The organism is Aeromonas sp. 601027, from assembly GCF_049174455.1.
In the GTDB taxonomy this organism is placed as follows: domain Bacteria; phylum Pseudomonadota; class Gammaproteobacteria; order Enterobacterales; family Aeromonadaceae; genus Aeromonas; species Aeromonas veronii_A.
This window is the reverse complement of the sequence record NZ_JAAKTN010000003.1, coordinates 230,633-252,663: the sequence shown is the minus strand read 5'-3', so window position 1 is coordinate 252,663 and position 22,031 is coordinate 230,633. Positions and strand designations below refer to the sequence as shown.

The 22,031-nt window shown below is 60.3% G+C and carries 21 protein-coding genes, 1 tRNA gene and 1 pseudogene; 3 read left to right on the top strand and 20 right to left on the bottom strand.

Annotated elements, in window-relative coordinates; all coding sequences use genetic code 11:
* Positions 1–81: 81 nt before the first annotated feature.
* From G5193_RS06360 to G5193_RS06350, 3 genes are all read right to left on the bottom strand, one after another.
* Entirely contained in the window at positions 82–1,581 is a 1,500-nt protein-coding gene (locus tag G5193_RS06360) for a histidine-type phosphatase (RefSeq protein WP_421205460.1), read from the bottom strand.
* Positions 1,582–1,869: 288 nt separating this feature from the next.
* Positions 1,870–2,448: a hypothetical protein gene (locus tag G5193_RS06355; protein ID WP_421205458.1), complete on the bottom strand. Its 579-nt coding sequence runs from the start codon at positions 2,446–2,448 to the stop codon at positions 1,870–1,872.
* A 426-nt stretch (positions 2,449–2,874) separates the two neighbouring features.
* The gene (locus G5193_RS06350; RefSeq protein ID WP_005347588.1) at positions 2,875–3,483 is read right to left on the bottom strand and encodes a short chain dehydrogenase; all 609 of its coding nucleotides are present in this window, start codon (positions 3,481–3,483) and stop codon (positions 2,875–2,877) included.
* Between the two features lie 105 nt (positions 3,484–3,588).
* Here G5193_RS06350 and G5193_RS06345 point away from each other — a divergent pair, with 105 nt between their 5' ends.
* Together G5193_RS06345 and G5193_RS06340 are read left to right on the top strand one after the other, a co-directional pair.
* Positions 3,589–4,470, top strand: a complete 882-nt coding sequence (locus tag G5193_RS06345) for a LysR family transcriptional regulator (RefSeq protein ID WP_421205456.1) — start codon at positions 3,589–3,591, stop codon at positions 4,468–4,470.
* Positions 4,471–4,598: 128 nt separating this feature from the next.
* A complete protein-coding gene (locus G5193_RS06340) occupies positions 4,599–5,513 on the top strand; it encodes a Gfo/Idh/MocA family protein (RefSeq protein WP_421205454.1) in 915 nt (304 codons plus the stop codon).
* Between the two features lie 111 nt (positions 5,514–5,624).
* Here G5193_RS06340 and G5193_RS06335 read toward each other — a convergent pair whose 3' ends face one another.
* The 3 genes from G5193_RS06335 to G5193_RS06325 form a co-directional block, all read right to left on the bottom strand.
* Positions 5,625–5,975: a TusE/DsrC/DsvC family sulfur relay protein gene (locus G5193_RS06335; protein WP_005347582.1), complete on the bottom strand. Its 351-nt coding sequence runs from the start codon at positions 5,973–5,975 to the stop codon at positions 5,625–5,627.
* A gap of 24 nt (positions 5,976–5,999) precedes the next feature.
* Positions 6,000–8,153, bottom strand: coding sequence for a YccS family putative transporter (yccS, locus tag G5193_RS06330; RefSeq protein ID WP_421205452.1), 2,154 nt, complete (start codon positions 8,151–8,153; stop codon positions 6,000–6,002).
* 164 nt (positions 8,154–8,317) lie between these two features.
* Entirely contained in the window at positions 8,318–8,974 is a 657-nt protein-coding gene (locus G5193_RS06325) for a Bax inhibitor-1/YccA family protein (protein ID WP_005338308.1), read from the bottom strand.
* A 208-nt stretch (positions 8,975–9,182) separates the two neighbouring features.
* On the opposite strand from G5193_RS06325, the gene G5193_RS06320 reads away from it, so the two are divergent.
* Positions 9,183–9,270, top strand: a tRNA-Ser gene (locus G5193_RS06320).
* Positions 9,271–9,354: 84 nt separating this feature from the next.
* On the opposite strand, the gene chbG is transcribed toward G5193_RS06320, so the two are convergent.
* From chbG to exeH, 14 genes and pseudogenes are all read right to left on the bottom strand, one after another.
* Positions 9,355–10,119, bottom strand: a complete 765-nt coding sequence (gene chbG, locus G5193_RS06315; protein ID WP_421205450.1) for a chitin disaccharide deacetylase — start codon at positions 10,117–10,119, stop codon at positions 9,355–9,357.
* Between the two features lie 53 nt (positions 10,120–10,172).
* Positions 10,173–11,519 (bottom strand): 6-phospho-beta-glucosidase, encoded by a 1,347-nt coding sequence (locus G5193_RS06310; protein WP_421205448.1) that lies wholly within the window; start codon positions 11,517–11,519, stop codon positions 10,173–10,175.
* A gap of 145 nt (positions 11,520–11,664) precedes the next feature.
* The gene (gene chbR / locus G5193_RS06305) at positions 11,665–12,492 is read right to left on the bottom strand and encodes a transcriptional regulator ChbR (RefSeq protein WP_421205446.1); all 828 of its coding nucleotides are present in this window, start codon (positions 12,490–12,492) and stop codon (positions 11,665–11,667) included.
* 54 nt (positions 12,493–12,546) lie between these two features.
* On the bottom strand, positions 12,547–12,900 hold the full coding sequence (gene chbA, locus G5193_RS06300; protein WP_005350025.1) for a PTS N,N'-diacetylchitobiose transporter subunit IIA: 354 nt from the start codon (positions 12,898–12,900) through the stop codon (positions 12,547–12,549).
* Positions 12,901–12,923: 23 nt separating this feature from the next.
* Positions 12,924–14,306 (bottom strand): glycoside hydrolase family 1 protein, encoded by a 1,383-nt coding sequence (locus G5193_RS06295; protein WP_421205444.1) that lies wholly within the window; start codon positions 14,304–14,306, stop codon positions 12,924–12,926.
* Positions 14,307–14,374: 68 nt separating this feature from the next.
* Entirely contained in the window at positions 14,375–15,736 is a 1,362-nt protein-coding gene (gene chbC / locus G5193_RS06290) for a PTS N,N'-diacetylchitobiose transporter subunit IIC (RefSeq protein WP_421205442.1), read from the bottom strand.
* A 14-nt stretch (positions 15,737–15,750) separates the two neighbouring features.
* Complete coding sequence (locus G5193_RS06285) at positions 15,751–16,068, bottom strand: PTS sugar transporter subunit IIB (RefSeq protein ID WP_033135185.1); 318 nt, start codon at positions 16,066–16,068, stop codon at positions 15,751–15,753.
* Between the two features lie 630 nt (positions 16,069–16,698).
* Entirely contained in the window at positions 16,699–17,466 is a 768-nt protein-coding gene (gene exeN / locus G5193_RS06280) for a GspN family type II secretion system protein ExeN (RefSeq protein ID WP_421205440.1), read from the bottom strand.
* Complete coding sequence (exeM, locus tag G5193_RS06275) at positions 17,463–17,954, bottom strand: GspM family type II secretion system protein ExeM (protein ID WP_319919440.1); 492 nt, start codon at positions 17,952–17,954, stop codon at positions 17,463–17,465. Before exeM ends, exeN begins: the two co-directional genes overlap by 4 nt.
* Positions 17,951–19,135, bottom strand: a complete 1,185-nt coding sequence (gene exeL, locus G5193_RS06270; RefSeq protein ID WP_421205438.1) for a GspL family type II secretion system protein ExeL — start codon at positions 19,133–19,135, stop codon at positions 17,951–17,953. Before exeL ends, exeM begins: the two co-directional genes overlap by 4 nt.
* A gap of 122 nt (positions 19,136–19,257) precedes the next feature.
* On the bottom strand, positions 19,258–20,259 hold the full coding sequence (gene exeK / locus G5193_RS06265; RefSeq protein WP_421205436.1) for a GspK family T2SS minor pseudopilin variant ExeK: 1,002 nt from the start codon (positions 20,257–20,259) through the stop codon (positions 19,258–19,260).
* Positions 20,260–20,371: 112 nt separating this feature from the next.
* Positions 20,372–21,019, bottom strand: a pseudogene (gene gspJ, locus G5193_RS06260) (type II secretion system minor pseudopilin GspJ); the annotation flags it as partial.
* Entirely contained in the window at positions 21,016–21,375 is a 360-nt protein-coding gene (gene exeI / locus G5193_RS06255; protein WP_201938365.1) for a GspI family T2SS minor pseudopilin variant ExeI, read from the bottom strand. The pseudogene gspJ and the gene exeI, both read right to left, overlap by 4 nt.
* Before the next feature lie 82 nt (positions 21,376–21,457).
* Complete coding sequence (exeH, locus tag G5193_RS06250) at positions 21,458–22,030, bottom strand: GspH family T2SS minor pseudopilin variant ExeH (protein WP_421205433.1); 573 nt, start codon at positions 22,028–22,030, stop codon at positions 21,458–21,460.
* Between the last annotated feature and the right edge of the window lies 1 nt (position 22,031).

The window sequence follows — 22,031 nt, the reverse complement described above, 5'->3', positions numbered from 1 at the left end:
CTCTGGCAAGCAGGGAAGGGGAGTGAATAGGGGCGACCTGCTGGTCGCCCCTGGTGATTGCCATATTTGGCGCGCTAGGGGTTAGCCGTTATAGCCGTAGCAGCGCTTGAGCTCCTCGAAGTCGTAGTAGTGGCTGCCGCTTTGGTAGGGCTGGCAGCCCGTCTTAAAGGCGATCTCCTTTTCGTTGTAGAGCATCTTGACCAGCACCTGCCGCTGCCCGTTCTGGTAGATATCCCACTGAATATTGGCGGTATAGGGGGAGACCCAGCCGCCGCGCCACTCGTTGTTCTGCTGGCTGAACAGCTGATCCGGGCTGGCCCCCTGACGGCTCCCTTCCAGCTTCATCAGGGCGGCGAGGGGGATAATGGCTTCGGCATGGGCAAAGCGCAGGGTGGCCCGTCGGCTCTGCTCACCCTCCACTACCTGACGCTGCACCTCGCCAAACAGGCCGTCGAGCAGCGGCTGGGCAATGGCGTAGGGGGCGCTCTGGTTGGCAAAGCTCGGCCCCTTCTCGTAGAAATCTTCCGCATCGGAGAGGTAGGAGAACCAGGCAGACTCCTCCGGGGTCAGGAACTGCTCCAGCGCCCAGGGTTCGCTGCCCTGTGCCTGCGCTTCGCGGATCATGCCGGGGCCGATGATAAAGAGGTTGTAGAGCATCAGGGCGGCATCTACTTCGTCGCGCACATAGGTCATGCCGCCATCTTCCGGGTTGATAGCGACAAACTCGACGCCGCCCGCCAGATAGTCGACAAAGCCCTTGCTGTAGATACGCTCCAGCATGCTGCGGGCCATCTCTTTGGTCTTGCTCAGGTTTTTAAGCTGATCCAGCGCCCTGGCCAGCTCGGGGGCCGGGGCGATTCCGGCATCTTCGTCGCCGATAAAGCGCTGGTAGCTCTCATAGGCGGGCAGGTAGCGGGCGTAATCCCCCTCGGGCGTGGTCTTGTGGAAGTAGAGCTCGAACTTGTTGACCAGCTTTTTGTCGATTTTCGAAGGGTCATCCTGCGTGAGGTAGCACTGCGCCGAGTCGCTGACATAGCTCACGTTGCGCTTGAGACTCTCCATAAAGTAGAAGGCACTTTCGTTGGCCCTGTCCTTGCCCGAGGTGACCACCTTGATGCAGTGAGGTTCGCTGCTGTTGAGCAGGGTCGGCAGCCGCGCCGCCAGTCGGGTGGCGAGATTGGCGTGCTCCTCCTTGCCCAGCGCCGAGAGCAGGCCATAGCCCAGTTTCTGGTTGGCGGCCGTCACCAGATCGACCTTGCCTCCCAGCCCCTGCCCGAGGGGGGTGAGCGCCCCCTGACGCTGCGCCTCTTTCCATACCAGCTTGGTCAGCACGTCATATTTCGGGCTGGAGAGGGAGCGCGAGCCGTGGCGCGCCACCATCTCGGTAAAGACCGGGCTGAACCCCTGGGGCGCTGGCTCGTAGCTCTCCGCCTGCTGCTGCGGGCTGTAGACCGCTTTGGTGCTGTATTGATAGGCGGTTTTGCCCTGGCTGTCGGCAGACGATTCGTTCTCTGACTGGCAGCCGCCAAGCAAGACCAGCGAGACGGCCAAAGCCACATAAGAAGAGCGCGGGAAAGTCATGATGTTCCTTATCTATCCATATGAAAAATAAGTGAAAAACTCTATGGCTTGAAAATGACCGCGGGATGTCAGCCAGATGACAGGCTGATGACTTCTGATAAAGCAGTAAGCAAGGGGAGGGGCAGAGGATTGCTACAGGGAGGGCAATAGAGGCTCAACCAACCACTGCGCCTGTCACGGCTGAGTGGTCAGTGAGCGCGTTTGGGATGGGGCCTTATTGTCTTACCTCCTGCCCCGCCATCTTGATCCAAAGGGGGGGGCAATTAAAGGTTGCCAATTAAGGGTTGCTCAATACCACGCCAATAAGGCATCAAACATGCGGGTATGGGTCACTTGCAGGTTTGCCCCCTTGGCAGAAATGGCTGCGCTATAGAGCTGGACGCCGGGTTCGTTATGACTCTGCACCAGATAGTTTTTATGGCGACAGGTCCCGTAGAGGGAGAGGCTTTTTCTCGCACAGTGGCCGAGAAATAGCGCGGCGCCAAGGCCGATCATCAGGTCGCAGATATCCAGCAGATTGATATCCAGCAGATTGACGGCGGGCAGGGCAAATTGTGCCTCGGCTTGCTGCGCGAATTCATAGAGCGACACGGCAAACATGGCGCCGCAGAGCAGCAGTTTGAGGCGGGCGAGGCTGGTGAGTTTGGTCTGCATCACGTTCGGCGAGATAAAATAGAGATTCTCCAGATGTCGCCTCTGCTCCTTGATAAGGATCCCGCGCACATTGACATCAACCTCGACCTGGGTTGATTCGCGATAGACTAGCCCCTGTTTTTCCCACTCGTCCGCCAGCATGGCAACCAGCACCGGATAGACGACAATGGCCAGGCCGCAATAGATCGGCAGCGCATGATATCCGCTGGACATCAGTCCAACTGACAATATTGCGAATATATAGGGCGACAAGGCTTTGAGTGCAATTGATGATTTCATCGTTATACATCCATAAATAACGCGTTTTATAAGTGCCGATAGCGCACAGGCAATAGTGGCCGCGCCAATAAGCTGCGGCCAAACAAGGCGTTGGTCAGCGGTAATCCATTCCGGCAAATAGCCTAAAATAGTCCTTTTGCACGGCAACAGGGAGAAGAGCGCCATAGTAAGCCAAACGAGGCCACTCTGACAGTGACCCGGATGACATAAATCTGTGTGCCGCCGTCGAAATGAAATCATATTTTGTCGCTACTCCGGTTCCTCCATGCAAAAAGCCCCGAGAGCAGGGCGCTTTCGGGGAAGAGGAAAAACATCGACAAGGAATTACAAAGGCAGTGAGTGGGTCAGGCCTGAACCGGATCAGGCATCGACATAGAGCACCTGACCGCTAATAAAGCCATCGACGGAGCGCTCAAACGCCTTGCCGACCAAAGCGCCCGGCACCGGCTGGAAGCCTGGCATCATCTCGCCATAGACGTCCCACGCCTCTTCCAGCACCGTCGGGTTGACCACATTGATGCGAATGCCGCGGGGCAGCTCGTGGGCAACGCACTGGACAAAGGTATCGATGGCGCCGCTGGTGGTGGCATCGGCAATGGCCAGCGGGATCGGCTTGATATTGAGGATGCCGGAGATCAGGGTGAAGGAGCCCCCCTGATTGATGTAGTTGAGGCCGATATTGACCAGATTGATCTGCCCCATCAGCTTGCTCTGGATGGTGGTTTGCCACTGCTCGTCGCTCATCTCGCCAAAGGGGGCGTATTCGCAAAATCCTGCGGTATTGACCACCGCATCGAAGGAGCCCACGTTTTGGTAGAGCCGCTCGATGGACTCTCGGCTGGTGATATCCACCTGAAAATCACACCCCTCGCCGGAGCGGCTGGCGGTAATGACCTTGTGCTTGCCCAGACCACTGAGGGCGGCTTGCCCCATTTTCCCCTGAGCACCAATCAGAATGACTGTTTTCATCGTTAACCTCGCTTTGCTGGAAGAGCTGCAAGGTTAGAGAGCCACTGATACAATGTAAATCATGGGTAGTTTGTATGTGATACAACTGAAATTGGTGAGGTTAGGGTGGAGAAGATCGATATCAGGCAGATGAGGGTGCTGGTGCTGCTGGTGAGATACAAGAGTGTGTCGCGGGTGGCCGAGCTGCTGGAGATCTCCCAGCAGGGGGTGAGCAGCCATTTGAAAAAGCTGCGCGACCTCTTTCCCGCCGAGCTCTTTATCCGCCAGAGCGCCGGGTTGCAGCCGACCGATTACGCCTGCGATCTGGCCGCTAGGTTTGAGCAGATCCTGGCTGATATCGACGGGATCTTTGTGGCTGCCCCCTTCGATCCCGCCAGCAGCGAGCGCACCTTCAGGGTGATGGCCAACGAATATGCCCAGCTCGCCATTATCCCAAGGCTGGCGAGCGCCCTGCGCACTCAGGCGCCCTCCATTCGGCTTGATGTGGTGGACTTTCAGGCCGAACTGCATCTGGACGCGCTGGCCAGTGGCGAGGTCGATCTGGTGATTGGTTTTGATGCCTATCTCGACCCGGGGTTGCTGTGCGCCACCCTGCGCCGGGATCACTACTGCTGTGTGCTGCGCCGCGACTCCCGATATCTTTCGGACAACGCCCCGCAGGATCTGGCGGCCATCCCATTTGTGCAGTTTGCCAACAGCGTCGGCAATTTCGAAGGGCAGATGAGCCCGCAGCAGGTTGCCAGCGCGGCGGTGGCGACGCTCCCCTGTTACACCTCGCTGCAAGCCTTTATGTCGGTCAATGACGTGGCGGCCTGCATCCCGTCGGCCATCGCCGCCCTCGGGGATTTTCGCACCGTGGAGCTGGCCGGGGCGCCCCAGCCGTTCGAGGTGGTGGTCGGCAGGCATCGCAAAAGTCAGGGCAATCTCGCTATCGAGTGGCTGGCCGAGGTGATTAAGTCGGTCTGCGATCTTGCCATGCCCGGATAACGCCGCCGTTTGCCGAGAGCTGCACACGCCAGCCAGTGCGCTAACGGCAGGCTGGATCTGCGGGACAAATCCTGCGATGGTGCGGGCAGTTATCCGCTTGTCCCGTTATCGAGTGAAAAGGAGTTGAGATGCGCATTGCCATGATTGGTCTGGGGGATATCGCCCAGAAAGCCTATCTGCCGCTGCTGGCGAGCGACGAGCGGGTCACCCCGCTGCTCTGCACCCGGAGTCCATCGGTGCTGGAGAAACTCGCCCGCCAGTATCGGGTCGCCGAGTGCTTTACCGATGTGGCAGCTATGCTGGCCAGCCGCCCCGATGCCGTGATGATCCACGCCGCTACCGCCGTTCACCGCGAGCTGGCCGAGCAGTGCCTGCGCGCAGGGATCCCCACCTTTGTCGACAAGCCCCTGTGCGACAATCTGGCTGAGGCAGAAGCGCTGGCCAACCTCGCTATCGCGCAAGATTGCCCCCTCTTTACCGGCTTTAACCGCCGCTATCTGCCCGCCATGGCCGAGGCGCGGGCCCAGGCGCTCACCGAGCTCAACTGGCAGAAACATCGCTTCGCACTGCCGGGCAAGGCGCGGGATTTTATGTTTGACGACTTTATCCATGTGCTCGACAGCCTCTGCTTCTATGGCGGCGTGCCGGATGGCGACCTTCATGCGGTATTGCGCCCCTGTGCGCAGGACAACAGCCTGTTGGCCGGGGTAAGCGTCAGCTGGCAGAGCGGCGATCGCGCCATCAGCGGCAGCATGAACCGCAGCGCCGGGATCACCGAGGAGCGCATCGACGCCTACGGCGACAACCTCTCCCTGCACCTTGAGAACTGCACCCGCGGCATCATCGCCCGCGACAAGCAGGCGCAGATGCTTAGCCCCAACGACTGGCAGCCGGTGCTGGCACAGCGCGGCTTTGCTGCCATGCTGGAGCACTGGTATCAACAGATTGCAATCGGCAAGGCCGATAGCGAGCTGATCGCCTCCTACCTGCACGGCCACCGGCTGGCGGAGCAGCTGGTGGCGCTGGCTGACCAGCGAGGATAAGGCGGGCTGGCAGCCTGAGGGATATGAATGGGAGGTGCGCGAAGATAGCGCACCAAACACAACGGGGGCCGCAGTTGCGGCCCCCGTTGTTATGGGATGAGATGCATGGGATCAGATGCACTTCACCGGTTTGGGCAGGCCGCCAATCTTGGTCGCCTGCTTGGCGGGCCCTTCCGGGAACAGCTTGTAGAGGTAGCGGCTGTTGCCCTTCTCGGGACCGTACTGCTTTTCCATCGCCTTGACCAGTGCGCGGATGGCGGGGGAGGTGTTGAACTCCAGATAGAAGGCGCGCACAAAGCGCACCACTTCCCAGTGCGGTTCCTCAAGCTCGATCCCCTCCTGCGCAGCAAGCACCAGCGCCAGCTCCTCGCTCCAGTCGTTGCTGTTGAGCAGGTAGCCCTTGGCATCGGTCTCGATGAGTTGGCCGTTGAATTCCAGCTGATGTTTTTCGGACGCAGACATGAGGGCTCCTCGCTAATGGGGCTATCAGGATTGGGCGGGCATGGTAGCGCCTTGATCCCCGGTGAGCAACCGGCTCTCGTTGGCCAGATGCAGCAGCTGATCCGCCAGCTCGCTGATCAGGTTGAGCTGCTGGGTCAGCATCAGCTGCTCCTCGCTGCTGTCCGTGCAAAGAATGGGGCACTGACCACCGATGGAGCTGGAGGGGTTGCCCGCCAGATGACCGGCGGCCTGCTCCAGGGTGTGGCAGATGTGGTGGCGTACTTCATCCAGCCCGCTGATGGCCTCCAGTTTGTCGCGATGGGCCCCCAGCGCCGAGATGTAGGAGAGCAGGGCGTGGTTGCGCCAGGTGAGGGTAAAGCAGAGATCGAGGAAGCGGCGGCGCTTTTGCGGCTCCACCAGCATGCTCTGCCAGGCGGTGGCCAGCTCGCTGTCCGCCAGATGGGCGCTCTTGCGCGCCACCCGATAGTCGATGGACTCGTCCCGCTGCTGCTTGAGGCTCGCCAGCACCGCCGAGAGGTAGCGGGCGTTTGCAGACAGCGAATTGGCGATCAGGGTCGGCAGCCGCTTGTACTGCCAGTCCGGCCAGAGCCAGGCCACCAGCCCGTAGGAGATCAGGCAGCCGAGCAGGGTATCGAGCAGCCGCGGCCCGAGGATCGCAAAGCCGATGCCATCGAGCAGGTTGAACGCCATCAGCACGTAGAGGGTGATAAAGCAGACTGCGGCGCTGTAGTTGTTGCGCACCTGGGTAAAGAAGAGGAAAGCGGCCAGCCCCATCACCACCAGCTGGACGTGCAGCTCGGGAAACAGCCAGAGCACCGGAATGCCCACCAGTATGCCGGCGAAGGTGCCGAGCATCCGCTGCACCAGTCGGCGGCGGGTGGCGCTGTAGCTGGGCTGGCAGACAAACAGCACGGTCAGCAAAATCCAGTAGCCCTTATCCATATCAAAGGTTTGCAGTATGCCGTAGCCGATCACCAGTCCGAGCGACAAACGCAGCGCGTGGCGAAACACCATGGAGTGCAAGGTGAGGTGCTGCTTGAGCTGGGCTAGCAGCGGCAGGCGGGGGGGGCGCGCCAGCGCTGGCAGATCCTGCTCCGGCTGCTCGGGGTTTTGCAGCACTTCGGCGCTGCCCAGCAACTGGTTGATGCTGGCCAGATTGCGGCGCAGGAATTTCATCGGCGTCAGCAGGGTTTTCGGGTAGTGCTGCTTGAGATTGGTGAACTCCAGCTGATCGCCTAGGGCCTCCAGCGTCCAGTGGATGCGCTTGTTATGGGCGTAGGGCTTGTGCACCAGAATGGCGTAACCCAGCCGCTGGCATGCCTCGGAGAGTTGCAGGAACACCTCCTGAAATCCTTCCAGTACGATGCCTTGCTTGAGCTCCGCTTCCAACCGGCTGTAGGGATAGTGGCTGGAGGTGGCGCGCTCGTGAATCTCCAGCGCCAGAAGATAGAGGCGCAGCAGGCTGGCCAGCTCGGGGCTCGCCGGATGGCGGCGGCTCAGGCGGGCGTTGAGGGCCGACTTGGTGAGGGTCAGCGCGCTCACCAGATTGATGTTGAGCTGGGCCAGATTGTGGCGAATGGCCTGGGCGCCGTGCTCGTCCGCCGGGAAGAAGCGGGACTTTTCCAGCAGGTAGCGGCCAAGGGCGAAGTAGCTCTGGGCCAGTTGCTCGTGCAGGGTCTTGTAGGGCAGCAGCCAGAGCCAGATAAACGAGACCAGCCCGTACCAGAGGGCGCCGGCGCCGAGTGCCAGCGGCTGGTAGAAGAGATCCGGCGCCTTGGCGGCCCCCAGCATGGTGTAGATGGCGATCAGCAGCGAGCCAAAGCTGATGGTGGCGTAGCGGGCACCGAGGGCCCCCACCATCACAAAGATAAAGGTGGAGCTGGCCAGCCCGATGGCAAACAGCCAGGGGGTGGGGTAGAGATACTGCACACAGAGGGACGCGAACATGAAGCAGATGAGCGTCATGGCGAGGTTTTTAAGGCGTCCCCACAGGCTGTCGTCGGTTTCGGCAATGGCACCCGCCACGACCCCGAGGGAGAGCAGCACGGTGAGCTGGATATTGCCGGTGGCCAGGGTGAAGGCGAGCAGACCGAGAATGGCCAGCAGCACCTTGAGAGCGAAGTAGATGTGACTATCGGTCAGCAGTCGGCGCAGCAGGCCAGAGAGATCCATCGGCATGAAACAGGAACAACCCTTGAACGAAACGAGGGCAGGATGTTACCCCGCCAAGCGCGAAGTGGCCCTGATCCAAATCAGGGCCACTTCGCTTCATATCCTTGATTTACAACTTATCCTGACAGAAAGAGGAGCCAATAAAAACCCCGCCGAAGCGGGGTTTCTGATTAGTTGCGGTTGCCGCCAAGCAGGCTCAGCAAGCTCAGGAAGATGTTGTAGATGGAGACATACAGGGTGACGGTGGCAGAGATGTAGTTGGTCTCGCCGCCGCGCACGATCTGCTGGGTAGTCAGCAGGATGGCACCGGAGGAGAAGAGCATGAACATGGCGGACAGAGCCAGGCTCAGGGCGCTCATCTGCAGGAAGATGTTGGCAATCATGGCCACCAGCAGTACCCAGAAACCGACGAACAGCATGCCGCCGATGAAAGAGAGGTCACGCTTGGTGGTCAGGGCATAGGCCGACAGACCGAAGAAGGTGAGCGCGGTGCCGCCAAGGGCGGTCATCACGATCTCGCCACCACCATTGTTCATATACATGTTGATGATGGGGCCCAGGCTATAGCCCAGCAGACCGGTCAGGGCGAAGGTGAAGACCAGCCCCATGCCGTTGTTGCGATTCTTCTCGGTCAGGAACATCAGACCGTAGACGCCGATCAGGAACACGGCCCAGTGCAGCGGCGGCATGTTCATCACGGTAGCGACCCCCGCCACCACGGCAGAGAAGCCCAGAGTGAGGGAGAGCAGCATATAGGTGTTACGCAGCACCTTGTTGGTATCGCGTACGGCACTTTGGGTGCCAGTGTAGATAGAACGGGTATCCATCTTGGGTGTCCTCTTGATGTCCGGGTGAGACGGCGAGCAGCCGCCTCGTGATCGCTGTTTGTTACTGCATGTTTACGCATTGTATGTAGAACAAATAGGGATGACGAGGAACAATTTCAAGCCACCTGCCATTTTGCTCCCGCACACTATCCCACAGGAAATATGTATTGCATATGAACAAGGGCTTAGCGTAGTATGCACGCCGTTCGGAGGGGTGGCAGAGCGGCTGAATGCACCGGTCTTGAAAACCGGCGATGGGCGACCATCCGTGGGTTCAAATCCCACCTCCTCCGCCATATTCAAAGAGAAAGCCCAAGCGGTCACCCGCTTGGGCTTTTTTGTATCTGCGGTTTTTACCGGTCCACCTGATGGCGTGCTGGCTATTGCCACTCCCGATAGCTGGCGAGGCGGTAGCCGCGCTCGGCGATAAGGGCGGGCAGGGACGGGTCGGTCAGGATCGCCAGTTCGTTGAGGCGGGGCTGGCAGTAGGAGCTGCCCTGCATTTCAAGATCGACAAAGGAAGGGTGGCACATGATCTCGAGCGAATGGGCCCCCTGTTCACTGGCCTCATCGAGCAGTTGCAGCAGGCTGGCTTGGGTCAGCTGCGCGCCGTAGAAGCGGTCGTCGAACCGATCGCAGCTCTGCGGGTGGGTGACGGTCAGGCCGTGGCGGGCTATTTCGCCCCGGTCGATGCGAAGGGGCAGGCCATGCGCCTTGGCGAAAGCCTCCACCAGCGGGTAGAGTGTCGGCAACATATGAACATGGTGGTGGCTGTCGATATGGGTCGGCTGCTTGCCGAAAATCGCGACAAAGCGCTGATACTGACTCGCCAGCTCACCGGATATCTCGGCCAGATCCAGCTCTCCCGCCTCGCTCTTGTGCCAGATCCCCTTGTTGAGCTCGCCCTGCTCGTTCACCAGCGAGGTGAGCGGCGTGAGCGGCTTCCCCCAGCTGAGCATAAAGTGCAGCCCGACTGGCAATTCGGGGAAGCGTTCGGCCAGCCAGGCGGCGTGTGCGATAGCGGGGGAGGTGACGATGGCGCTGGTGGAGCTGACGACCCCGTGCTCGAACGCCTCTACGATGCCGTAGTTCTGGGCGCGGCAGAGGCCGAAATCGTCGGCGTTGATGATCAATCTCTTGCTCATGGCAGTCCTCTTGCGGTTAAGCGCCCCGCCGGTTCGGGCGGGGCGTGCTGGCCTCAGGCGAGGGCGTCGATGGCGGCGGCGAAGTTTGGCAGGTGTTCGCGGTGGGCCAGCAACAGCTCGCGGGCGACGATGCGGGCATCGTTGTCGGAGTGGATCAGCGGGTTGAGGTTCATCGCCAGCAGCAGGTCATCGAAGTCGCCACTGATGGCAGCCTTGGCGGCGGCTATCTCGAAGCTCTTGATGAGGTGCACCAGCCCGTTCACTTTGTCGTCAAAGCGGGTGAGGCGCGGGTGGGGGATGGCACCGTCACGCCCGATAAGGCAGCTCATCTCCACCGTCCAGTCGGCCGGGATATTGGTGACATGGCCCTGATGGGGCACGATGACGTAGTGCTCGCTCTGCTTGTCGTTGTAGATGGCGCTGATCACTTCGCAGGCTGCATCGGAGTAGTAGGCGCCGCCACGCAGCTCCAGCTCCTTGGGCTTTTCGCACAGATCGGGGTTCTGGTAGAGCTCGAACAGTTTCTTCTCGACCTGCTGCACGACTTGAGCCCGGGCGCCGCCTTTATAGAACTCGCCCATCTCGATCCCCAGCATCTCTTTCTCCTTGAAGTAGTAACGCAGGTAGGAGCAGGGAAGCAGGCGCAAGCCGCGGATAAAACCGGGGTCGAACGGCAGGTCGAAGATGTTCTTGACCGAGCTGGCGCGGGTCAGGCTGCCATCGGCGACCCCTTCCAGCAGCTCGTCAAAGCGGGATTCGCCGTTGACCAGCACATCGCCGATAAAGACCAGATGATTGAGGCCGAACAAATCCATGGAGAGGTGATCCTGCTCGGTCAGTTTGAGGGCATCGCGCACAAACATCTGCATACCGACCGGAATGTTGCACACCCCGATAAAGCGGCGGAAGTTGGTATGACGGCGCACCGCTTCGGTCACCATGCCGGCCGGATTGGTGAAGTTAATCAGCCAGGCATCCGGGCAAAGCGCTTCGACGTCGCGGATGATGTCGAAGATGACCGGTATGGTGCGCAGTCCCTTGAACAGGCCGCCTGCGCCGTTGGTCTCCTGCCCCAGCATGCCGTGGCTCAAGGGGATGCGCTCATCCTTCTCCCGCGCCTGCAACTGGCCGACTCGAAGCTGGGTGGTGACGAAGTGGGCGCCCACCAGTGCCTCGCGGCGATCCAGGGTTTTGTGCAGGGTCATGGGGATGCCCGCCTGACGGATCATCCGTTGGCAGAGGTCGAAGATGATGTTCAGTTTCTCTTCGCCAGCGGGAATATCCACCAGCCACAGCTCGCTGATGGGCAGCTCGGCATAGCGCTTGATGAAACCATCGACCAGCTCGGGGGTGTAGCTGCTGCCGCCGCCAATGGTGACTACCTTGATCTTCTCGCTCATAAATCCCTCTTCATCGATCTTTCTAGGTTTGATGGTGGCCGCTCTGTCTTCATGGTGAGAGGGGCCGCAGCCGCCTGTGGCAGGGGCTGGTGACAATGGATTGGTTCTCTTGAACCGGGTTGTTTAGGTCAGCAACTCGCTGGTCTCAGGCTGAACTTTCGAATTTCGGATAGAGATATTTGCGGTAACTGCCCGGGGTAAACGAGGTGAGCTTCTTGAAGTTTTTGATAAAGAGGCTGACGTCGTTGTAGCCGGTCTCGAAGGCGATATCGGCCACCGAGTTGTTGGTCACCTCCAGCTGCATCTTGGCGTAGTTGATCCGGATCTCGTTGATGATTTGCATCGGCGTCTTGTTGTAGTAACGCCGGGTGGCCCTGGTCAGATACTCCTGGCTCTTGCCACAGAGGGAGACCATGTTGGCCAGCGCATCCTCGGCAAAGAGGGGGCGATCGTGCATCCGCTCCACGGTTTCGTGGAGCCAGAGCGGAAGATCATCGCTGGCGGAGGTGTCCTTGTAGTGACGCAGCCGGTTCATCACCGCGTAGGTCACCACTTCGAGAAATTCGGTCAGCGCCTCTTCCCTAAACCCCGGCGAGACCAGCACCGACTCGATGTAGCTGAGGAACTCGCTCTTGAGCGCATAGGCCTGTGAGGCGACGAAGTGTTCCGGCAGCAGGTATTTGAAGTGCTCGTCAAAATAGGTACGGGTGATCCCGACGTTGAAGATGCGGGTGGTGCCGAACTCGTAGTAGCTTTGATGGTGGGAGCCGAGCGGGATAAAGACCACATCCCCCCGCTCCAGCAGCACCCGCTTGCCGTTGACCTCCTGATAGTAACGACCGGTCAGTACCAGGGTGAACTCGTAGTAGTCGTGCTGGTGCAAACCGGTTCCGCTCACCTGTTTGTTGTAGATGAACATGTGGAACGGTTTGTTGTTAAACAGTTCGGTTTCCCGGATTGTTTTAACGCTCATGAGTCGCTTCCTGATCTGCGGGCCGATGACGGGGCCTCTCGCCCCGTCCGGAGGTTATTGGTTCTGCAGCTTTTCGTGCAGCTCGATCAGCTCGCTGATCAGCTCACGGGCCAGCATGGAGGTCATCAGGTGATCCTGGGCATGTACCAGCACCAGGGTGACCGGGATCTTGCCTTCCCCCTGATCGTCCTCGATCAGCTGGGTCTGCACCAGATGGGCGGCATTGAGCGCCTCGCGGGATTGGGCCATCAGTTGGTGAGCGGCGGCCAGATCCCCCTCCTTGGCCTTTTTCAGCGCGGTGTAGGCGAGGCTGCGGGCCTGCCCAGAGTTGATGATAAGCCCCATTACCACCTCTTCCAGATCGTTGCTGGTGGTGGCTTCTTCAGTGATGTTGTCCAGATCGAACATGTGTCGTTCCTTACGTAAATGCGTTAATTAAAACCATGGTTGCGCGCTACCTCGGCAAACCAGTAGCCGCTTTTCTTGATGGTGCGCTGCTGGCTCTTGAGATCGAGGCGGACGAAGCCGTAACGGTTCTTGTAGGCGTTGAGCCAGGACCAGTTGTCGATAAAGGTCCACAGGTGATAGCCGCGACAGGCGCTGCCCTCTTCCAGTGCGCGATGCAGCCACTGGAGGTGCTCGCGAATGAACTGGATGCGGTAGTCATCCTCCACCCGTCCCTCGGGACCGATAAAGCGCTCTTCCCCTTCGACCCCCATGCCGTTTTCCGAGATGTAGCAGGGCAGGTTGCCGTAGTTGACTCGCAGGTCGGTGAGGATGTCGTAGATCCCTTTTTCGTAAATCTCCCAGCCGCGGTGGGGGTTCATCTTGCGGCCCGGCATCTCGTAGTAGTCGAACAGATCTTCCGGCGTACGCGGTACACCCGGCAAAGCCACCTCTTTGGCCTTGACCCGGCGCGGCTGGTAGTAGTTGATGCCGAGGATATCCACCTTGCCGGCGGCGAGCAGCGCCTTGTCACCCTCTTCGATCTGCGGCAGCAAGTCGTACTGCTCTAGCAGCGCGACCAGCTCGGGGTCGTAGCTCCCCTTCAGGGCAGGATCGAGGAAGCTTTTGTTGAGCAGCAGATCCGCGATGCGGGAGGCGGCGAGATCTGCCGGATCCTGCGAGCGGGGATAGGTTGGGCTCAGGTTGAGGATGATGCCGATCTCGCCATCATGCTGGCAGGCGCGATAGGCCTGCACGGCACCGGCATGGGCCAGCGCGGTGTGGTAGGCGACGGTAGCCGCCCGACTAAAATCGACCACGCAGGGGTAGTGGTAGTGGCCAAGGTAGCCGCACTCGACCGGCACAATCGGCTCGTTGAAGGTGAACCAGTGCTTGATGCGACCGCCAAACAGGTCGAAGCAGCGGGTGGCGTAGCGCACATAGGCGGCCACCACTTCCCGGCTCTCCCAGCCGCCACGCTCCTGCATGCACATCGGCATGTCGAAGTGGTAGAGGTTGATAAGCGGGGTGATCCCCTCGGCCAGCAGCCGGTCAAAGACGGCGTTGTAGAAGCTGACCGCCTCCTGGTTGATTTCGCCCACCCCGTCCGGGATCAGCCGTGACCAGGAGATGGAGGTGCGAAAACTGTTGTGTCCCAGCTGCTTGAGCAGCTTGATGTCGCTCTCGAAGTTGTCATAGAAGGTGGAAGTGTCGGTCGGGCCGACCCCGTTGTGGAAACGCTGCGGTTCGATGGAGAACCAGTAGTCAAAGATATTGGTGGATTTGCCGCCGCGGTTGGCGGCGCCTTCCATCTGCGGGGCCGAGCTGGCGCTGCCCCACCAGAAGTTATCCGGAAAACGATACTGCATGGGTTACTTCTCCAGGCTGTTAGGGGAGGAGTTTTGCTCCTCCCTTGCTGTCATTGGAATGGCTGTTATCAGAACTTCAGAGCCAGAGCGATATCCTCTTCGCTCTCCTCTTCTTCATCGATGACGTTCTGCGCTTTGTTGGCAATCAGCACGAAGGGGATATACATCATGGTCGCGACACCCAGGTTGAATATCGCCAGACAGAAGGCGGCCACGCTGCCGTTGGTGTTGAAGAAGGCACCCAGGCCGGTCGGCATGGTCCATGGCGCTATGTTGGTGATGGGCGGGATGATCCCGGCGTAGTAGGCCGCCATGGTGATCCCCATCAGTACCGGGTGCACCAGGATGAAGGGCACCAGCAGGATGGGGTTCATGATGACCGGCAAGCCGAACAGGATGGGCTCGTTGATCTGGAACAGACCGGAGGGCAGACCCAGCTTGGCCACCTGACGGTAGTCATCGCGGCGTGAGACCATAAAGATGGCCAGGATGAGGCCCAGTGTGGCACCGGTACCGCCGAGGAAGACGAAGGAGTCGGTGATCGGCTTGGCCCAGAAGTGGAACTGCTTGCCTGCCTCCAGCGCCGCTTCGACCGAACCGTACTGGTTGTAGAGGGCGACGTTTTCCAGGGCAAAGGGGAACAGAATGCCGGATTCCAGCGCGGTGAGCGCCAGCATGCCGTGTACCCCGAAGAACCAGAGGAAGGAGGAGAACACCACATAGACCCAGCCGACCAGACCGCTCATATTGGACAGCGGCTTGGCGATGCTGTCCATGATCAGCTGGTGGAAGTTGGTGCCCGCATCGCTCAGCAGATAGGAGATGACCCCCATGATGGAGAGGATGATAAAGCCCGGAATGAGCGCGGAGAACGAGCGGGAGACCGAGGCCGGCACGCTGTCAGGCAGGGTGATCACCCAGTTGCGACGGACGATAAAGGCGAACATCTCGGCCACGACGATACCGATCAGCATGCCGGAGATGATGTTGGCTCCGCCCAGCCAGTTGGCGCCCACCGCATAGGCGTCGCCCACGCTGAACGGCGTGACGGTCATAAAGGCCGCTACCGAGAGCAGGCCCGATGCCAGGGGATCGCTCTTGCGCTCTTCGGCCAGCGCCAGACCGATAAAGAAGGGGGCCATCAGGGACATGATCCCCAGAGTGCCGTTATAGACGTTGCCACCGATGCTTTTGAGGCCGTCTAGGGTGGCGATGGTGGCAGGATCGAGCCGCACACCGATGGAGTAGAAGAAGGAGCCTTCGCCAAAGCTCAGGAACACGTTGTTGATCAGTACGAACATGGCCCCGACCAGTGTCAGGGGCATCAGCTTGATAAAGCCGTTCTTGATGGCGTTGACATGAGGCTGTTTGCCCAGCTTGACGGCAATGGGCAGTATGACCTTCTCCAACGATGCGATGATGTTGCTCACAGGGATCTCCTTACCTATGCGAGGCTCTTCTTGATGGAGGCTACTGCCGCCTTCAGTACGCCGAGGCCATCGACCTTGCCGTAGAGCAGGGTGTCGATCACCTCGACCGGCTTGCCCGGCAGTTGCTGCTGGATCTCCGGCAGCATGTAGGCGATTTGCGGGCCCAGCAGCACCAGGTCGGCATCCTGTCCCTTCTCGCCTGCCAGGGTCTCCGGATAGGCATCGATCAGCACCGGCACATCATATTTTTCCGCCTGCGCCTTCATCTTTGAAACCAGCAGTGAAGTGGACATGCCCGCAGAGCAAAACAGGTAGATACGCTTCTTTTCCATAACCCTTCCCTCAACGCTTGAAAACCAAATGAACAGATCGGTCGAGATGCGTGTCTGTCGTGCTAGCAAGACAAATCAATCATCTCCAGTTGACCTCATTGTATCTACCCATGGGTTTCATCTGGTATTTCGATACCTATATCAATAGTCTTTGGTTGACCATGGTTTTTGCCGTCGCTCACATTTTTGATGGGCAGGCGCAGCGGAAATGAGATGGGATGGGGCGCAAGGAGGATGTTTTCCTTGGTTTAATCTTTATTTTTCAGTTGGTTATTTTTGTGACCTTAAAGATTGCTGCAAGTTGGCTGAAAAAGATCAATAACGGGTGCTAGCTCACATTTCACAAGGAATGCAACCTGATTGACATTCAGAAGGGCGGGGATGAGCTGCCACTTTTTCGACAAGGTGCTCGATCATTGACCATTGACGGCAAGTGGATTGGCGAGGGAGGCGGGCTTTTTCCACACTGAGCGGGTTGAAGGAGAGGGTGAACAGGCACCTTGCAGAGGTTATTGCGCTAAGTGAGAGTTGAATGAGTAAGAGCTGAGGGGGTCAGTGCAGTGAGAGGAGAAGGCACAAAGGGATAAACAAGCTGACCCCGGAGTGGCTCCGGGGTCGGCGGGATAGGGGTTAGACCCGCCCCTGATAGCGCAGGGGGAAGCGGCCCTGACTGTCGGGCTGTCCGAGGAAGGGGAGCCCTTGCTGCATCTGTGGTGGCAGTTCCGGGCCCGGCTTCAGGGTGCCCTGGAACAGGTATTGGCCATTGGGTTGCAGCTCGAGGCGACCCATGGTCTGTACCGCATCCGAGCCCTGCTTGAGTTCGGCCACCAGTCTGGAGTCGAGGCAGGTGAGTTTCAGCTCGGGGTCGGCCAGATCCAGCTTGCCCGCCGGGGTATCGGCGCTGGCATTGTACCAGTCGAGGTTGCCGTAGAGGTTGTCACACCAGGGGTTGCCCTGGACAAATTGCTCCACTTTGAGCTGCAGCTGGCCGCTGACGGTGATCGGGATCGGCAAGCGCATCGGCACCCGGCTCAGCAACCAGGGGGCGGGGGCGTTGAGGGTCAGATCCCGGCCGAAGGCGGCACCATTCCAGCCGACAATGCCCTGACCGTTCAGCCCGTTGCGATCGCCAAAGCGTATGGCCACTTCGGGTGCGAAGCGCAGCAGCGACCAGCCGTTGAGATCCCAGCGCAGCTGGTTCACCGATTCGCTGGCATATTGCAGTCGGGCGATCTGGCCATTCCAGAGGGTGCCGCTCACCCCTTCCAGTTTCAGCAGGTTGGCAACGTTGGCAGGCAGCGGCAGATATCGAGCCACCAGCGCCGCGGGCAGGGTGGCCAGCAGGAAGAGCAGATAGGCTGTCAGAAACAGGCTGGCAATCAGGATGCGTTTTTTCATTGTGGACGACTCAACTGCAAACGTCTGACCTTGACCAGACCCGGGGCCAGATCCTCGCGGGCGATCTCGATGATTTGAACCTGAATGCCGTGCTGCTCCACCAGCGTGGAGAGCCAGAGCAGCAAGTCATCGAACTGGACCGTGTCGATCCACACTTGCAGCTCCTGCGCCTGGGGTTGCAGCCGGGCAATCTTGATCTTGTGGTTGAAGGCGGTGCGGTTGACCACCCCTTCCAGGGTGCCGCTGGTATCGATCTGGCGACCCGCTCCACCCTGCATGGCCAGCACCTCTTCACCCTTCTCCTTGAGCCAGGCGAGGGTCTGCTGCTGGTTTTGTACTTGGCGTTCGCGCTCGGCGATGCGGTTGTTGAGAGGATGCCAGACACTCCAGTAGAAGAGGCCGACCAGCAGCAGTATGCTGCCAGCAACCACCAGTCGCTGTTCCCGTGCTGTGATGCCGTGCCACCAGCTCTGCAATTTTTCCATCATGATGTCTTACCCTTGAGCACCAGCGCCCCTTCAACCTTGCCCTCGGTGCTGCGCACCTCGCCTTGCTGTACTTCGAATTGCTTGCCCGCCAGCTCGCGGAACCGCTCGATCTCGGCAAAGCCGGGGGCGGTCACCTGCAGCCGCAGCTCGCGGCGACTGGCATCAAAGCGCATCACCTGCGGCTTGAGGCCGGGGACTTCGGCAAAGGTGGGGGCCAGCTCGGTGAGCATCAGCAGCACACCGTTTTGCGGGGCCTGTCCCATCTGTTGCAGATGCTGGTTCATCTGGCTGCGCACGTTCACGATGCGGCTCTCCCCCGGGAAAATGCGGGTATAGACGGCACGGATCTCCGCTTTCAGCGCCTTGTCCTGCTCGGTGAGCTGATAGAGCTGCACCCCGCGCTGGCCGAGGGCCACCAGCAGCAACAAGCCTGCGGTGATGGCCACCTTGCGCCACTGTAACCAGTAGCGGGCATATTCGGTCTGGGGTCGATAGGGGCCGGTCAGCAGGTTGGCGCGGCAGGTGAGTGCCCCCTTGGCCAGCAGCAGCATGGGGAGTTCGGGCTCCGCCGTCTGCCAGTTGGCGGCGGCAATGGCGGGCACCGGGGTGTGGCTGTGGATGGTGACCGGCTCCGCTTCAGTCGCCAGCAAGATAGCCAGCAGCGGCTCGTCGGCGACGATCCCCTGACAGGGGCCCTGGCGTACCAGCCACTCGCTGCCGAGTTGCAGCGCAGACCAGCCATCAGCGGCCTGTGGCAGCGCCAGCACATCGGGCAGCAGTTGCAGGCTCTTGAGGCCAGCGGCATCGAGCCAGCCGAGCCACTCGGCCATCTTCTGCCGATCCACCGCCATCAGGTCGACCTGTTGCCCTTCGTGGGCCAGCACCACCAGATGGAGCTCGTCCACGTCGGAGGCGATCTGCTCCTCCAGCAGGTAGGGGAGGGCTGCCGCCGACTGGCGGTTGTAGCGACCCGGCAGGGTGACGCGCCGGAAGATCAGATCGCTGCCCGGCACTAGCGTGACCACGGGGCGGCCACCGGCCCGCTCCTGCAGCTCGCCCAGGGCATCGGCCGAGGGCAGGGTGCCGGAGGCGATGATCTCCTGCTCCTGACCGGACCAGACCAGCCAGGCTACGGGTTGTTGTTTATTGGTCCCCAGTCGGATGACCAGACTTTCGCTCACGCATCTCTCTCCTGCGATACCGGTTTGCAAATGGCGTTGTGCGCCCTGGCAACCGGTGCGCAGCCCGCAGGCTGCATCCAACATCTCTCGTACCCGCGGGCGATGGCCTGCAGGTGCGCTGTTTATTCGGCGCCGCTACTGAGGCGGCGCAGCATCACCAGTTTATTGTCCTTGCCCCGCTGGAACAGGGTTTCGAGCCAGGCCCGGTTATCGCCGACCTCTGCCACGACTCGGGCTTCGAAGAAGTCGCTCTTGACCACCAGCACCTCTTTCAGCCCTTTCACCGAATCGACCGGAGCGAGCATGTCTGTCATCAGCTTGCTCTCTTTCCACCCCTTCTGTGGCCGCTCGTTCAGCACCCGCTTGGCGTCATCCAGCCCGATAGTGCCCAGATAGAGGGCGACCAGCAGCTCGGGGCGCTGGGGGGCAAGGGTATTGATATTGATCTTCAACTTGTCGCTGGGCAGGGTGCAGACATAGGGGGCCAGTTTGGCATAGACCCTGGCCGTCACCCCGCGCACCGCCCTCAGCTCGTCCTTGCCCAGCATCCACTGGTTGGCGGTCAGATAGGGTGGCTTGAGCCCCTCGTAATAGGCGTCCTCTGCGCCAAGGCTGGATACCAGCACCGTATCCTTGTCGGTCCAGTCACGGATGGCATCGGTGAGCTGGGCTGCCTCGTAATCATCCATCGCCAGCTGTTTGAGCAGTTCGCGAAACACTTGCACCGGATAGGGCTGCTGCGCCAGCTCCTCGCCGCTCCCCGCCTTGGAGGCCACGCTCAGGCTGTTGAGGTTGAAGCAGGATTGCAGGTCGGTCACCTCGCCCTTGAGCTGGCCATCATCGACCGGAAACACAGTATTCTTGCGGGCCCAGTTCTGGCCGAGGTTTACCACCTCGGGATCATCCTTGAAATCCTGCGCCAGTACCTTGCTCACCAGCGCCTCCGCCGAGAGGGCATACCACCAGGCTTGTTTGCCAGCGGTGACATTGCTGGTGCGGCGCAGTTCGAGCTGCAGACGGCCGCTCATGTTGCTGGCGATGATCACCATCACCGAGAGGATCAGCAGCACCACCAGCAGGGCCATGCCGCTCTGGCGACCGGGGCGTACAGGGTTAGCTCGCATTGGTGCTCCCCCCGTTCTGGTTGCCGCCATTGCTGTTGTTACCACTGTTATTGCCGTTGCCGCTGTTGTTGCCGTTATTGCTGTCGCCGCCCGGATTGGGATTGCTGCTCTGGCTGTTCTCTTCGGCGCGCTGGCCGCCGGCGCCAATCAGAAATTGCCGGCGAATGGTGCCGTAATCCTCCAGATCCAGCTCGACCGCGAGCCCGTAGGGGAGCACGCTGCGCTGGGTCCACTCCTCCTTCCAGCTCCCCTTGTCGTAGAAGTAGAGGCGAAACGCGGTGACGCCGGTCAGAAGCGGCTGGGTGCGTGGCTCGGTGCCGATCACCGGATCCGGATAGAGGTAGCTGAGGCGCTCCAGCTTCTGATCCTTGAGCCGCCAACCGACCCGCTGCAGATGGGAGCGGGGCAGCATGCCGTCCGGGTTGAGCCAGCCGCTGCGCATAAAGGCCATGCCCCAGTCATCGCTCTGCTGGCCGAAGCGGGAAGCCGCCAGCAGCACCTTGTTATTCTCCCCCTCGATGCGACCGCTGCGCGGCACCATCTGGGTGACATCCCGCTCCAGCAGGGTGAAGGCGAGCTGCAATTCGTTGAGACGGGCCTCCTTGCGCTTGGCTACCTCGTCGCTGGTGAGCACCCCCTGCAGCACCTGATAGGCGCCCATGCTGAGAGTGGCGAAGATGGCGATGGCCACCAGCATTTCGAGCAGGGTAAAACCGGCGTGACGGACGGGGCGAGGCGTGCGGGCGGATAGCTGGGTCATCGGCTGATATAGGTCCGCATCATGGCGACCGGGTTCTCGGCTTTGGCCTCGGTACGCACTTCCATATCGAGCGCCCGGAAGTTGTTGTCGGCGGTGGCGACGCCGCGATAGCGCCAGTACCAGGTGCTGCCCGCCATCTGCTCATCCCCTTCCACCCAGCTGTCACCAGGCCACTTGTTCTCGAGCTTCTGTTGCACCAGCTGGTTCTCTACCACCCAGGTGGCGAATGTCTTCTGTTCCAGATAGTTGAGGGCCGAGAGGTGTTCGCTGGCGGTTTTCATTACCGCGAGACCCGCTATGGCAAAGACCGCCAGCGCCACCATCACTTCGAGTAAGGTCATGCCACGCGCGTTCATCGTGCCACCTGTTGAGGGTGTGGTTGGCACAGAAGTAGCGCCACCATCACACCTTTCTCAAACAACGTCATGCCGCGGGCGTTCATTCGCTCACCTCTTCATCTTCATCGCCGGTGAGCAGGGTGAGGCGGCCGAACTCGTCCCCCTTGACGATGCGGGTGTAGCGGGCATCGTCATCTTGCTGGGTGAAGGTGAGCACGAACGGGCTCAGCTCGCCGCCCGGGAAGATGAGCAACTGAGGAGTACGCTCCTTCTCGTCGCGCTTCTGTTCGGTTTTCTCATCGGGATCCGGCTGCCAGCCAAAGCCTTCCAGCTCCAGCGCCAGCGTCATGTTCTCGGCCAGTTGCACCGGCCCCAGTTGCTTGTCGCCAGTCAGGGCCAGCCACTTGCGATCTTTGGCCTGACGCTGCATAAACTGCCAGCCGTTATCCTCGATGCGAATACCCACCAGCCGACCATCCATCACCGCATACTCCTGCGCCAGCTGCAGGGTTGCCATCAGGCGGCGCGCCTGCTTGTCGATCTCCCTGTCACCTTTTGCGCCACCCATGCTGAGGGTGACGGCGGTGGCCACCAGCCCCATCAGCATGGCGACCAGCAACACTTCCAGCAGGGTAAAGCCGGATTGGCGACGAGCAGATGGCGCAGCCTTCATT

Coding starts and splice junctions, on each gene's coding strand:
- G5193_RS06360 (WP_421205460.1), bottom strand. CDS start 1,581: ATGACTTTCCCGCGCTCTTCTTATGTGGCTTTGGCCGTCTCGCTGGTC.
- G5193_RS06355 (WP_421205458.1), bottom strand. CDS start 2,448: ATGTCCAGCGGATATCATGCGCTGCCGATCTATTGCGGCCTGGCCATT.
- G5193_RS06350 (WP_005347588.1), bottom strand. CDS start 3,483: ATGAAAACAGTCATTCTGATTGGTGCTCAGGGGAAAATGGGGCAAGCC.
- G5193_RS06340 (WP_421205454.1), top strand. CDS start 4,599: ATGCGCATTGCCATGATTGGTCTGGGGGATATCGCCCAGAAAGCCTAT.
- G5193_RS06335 (WP_005347582.1), bottom strand. CDS start 5,975: ATGTCTGCGTCCGAAAAACATCAGCTGGAATTCAACGGCCAACTCATC.
- yccS (WP_421205452.1), bottom strand. CDS start 8,153: ATGCCGATGGATCTCTCTGGCCTGCTGCGCCGACTGCTGACCGATAGT.
- G5193_RS06325 (WP_005338308.1), bottom strand. CDS start 8,974: ATGGATACCCGTTCTATCTACACTGGCACCCAAAGTGCCGTACGCGAT.
- chbG (WP_421205450.1), bottom strand. CDS start 10,119: ATGAGCAAGAGATTGATCATCAACGCCGACGATTTCGGCCTCTGCCGC.
- G5193_RS06310 (WP_421205448.1), bottom strand. CDS start 11,519: ATGAGCGAGAAGATCAAGGTAGTCACCATTGGCGGCGGCAGCAGCTAC.
- chbR (WP_421205446.1), bottom strand. CDS start 12,492: ATGAGCGTTAAAACAATCCGGGAAACCGAACTGTTTAACAACAAACCG.
- chbA (WP_005350025.1), bottom strand. CDS start 12,900: ATGTTCGATCTGGACAACATCACTGAAGAAGCCACCACCAGCAACGAT.
- G5193_RS06295 (WP_421205444.1), bottom strand. CDS start 14,306: ATGCAGTATCGTTTTCCGGATAACTTCTGGTGGGGCAGCGCCAGCTCG.
- G5193_RS06285 (WP_033135185.1), bottom strand. CDS start 16,068: ATGGAAAAGAAGCGTATCTACCTGTTTTGCTCTGCGGGCATGTCCACT.
- exeN (WP_421205440.1), bottom strand. CDS start 17,466: ATGAAAAAACGCATCCTGATTGCCAGCCTGTTTCTGACAGCCTATCTG.
- exeM (WP_319919440.1), bottom strand. CDS start 17,954: ATGATGGAAAAATTGCAGAGCTGGTGGCACGGCATCACAGCACGGGAA.
- exeK (WP_421205436.1), bottom strand. CDS start 20,259: ATGCGAGCTAACCCTGTACGCCCCGGTCGCCAGAGCGGCATGGCCCTG.
- exeI (WP_201938365.1), bottom strand. CDS start 21,375: ATGAACGCGCGTGGCATGACCTTACTCGAAGTGATGGTGGCGCTGGCG.
- exeH (WP_421205433.1), bottom strand. CDS start 22,030: ATGAAGGCTGCGCCATCTGCTCGTCGCCAATCCGGCTTTACCCTGCTG.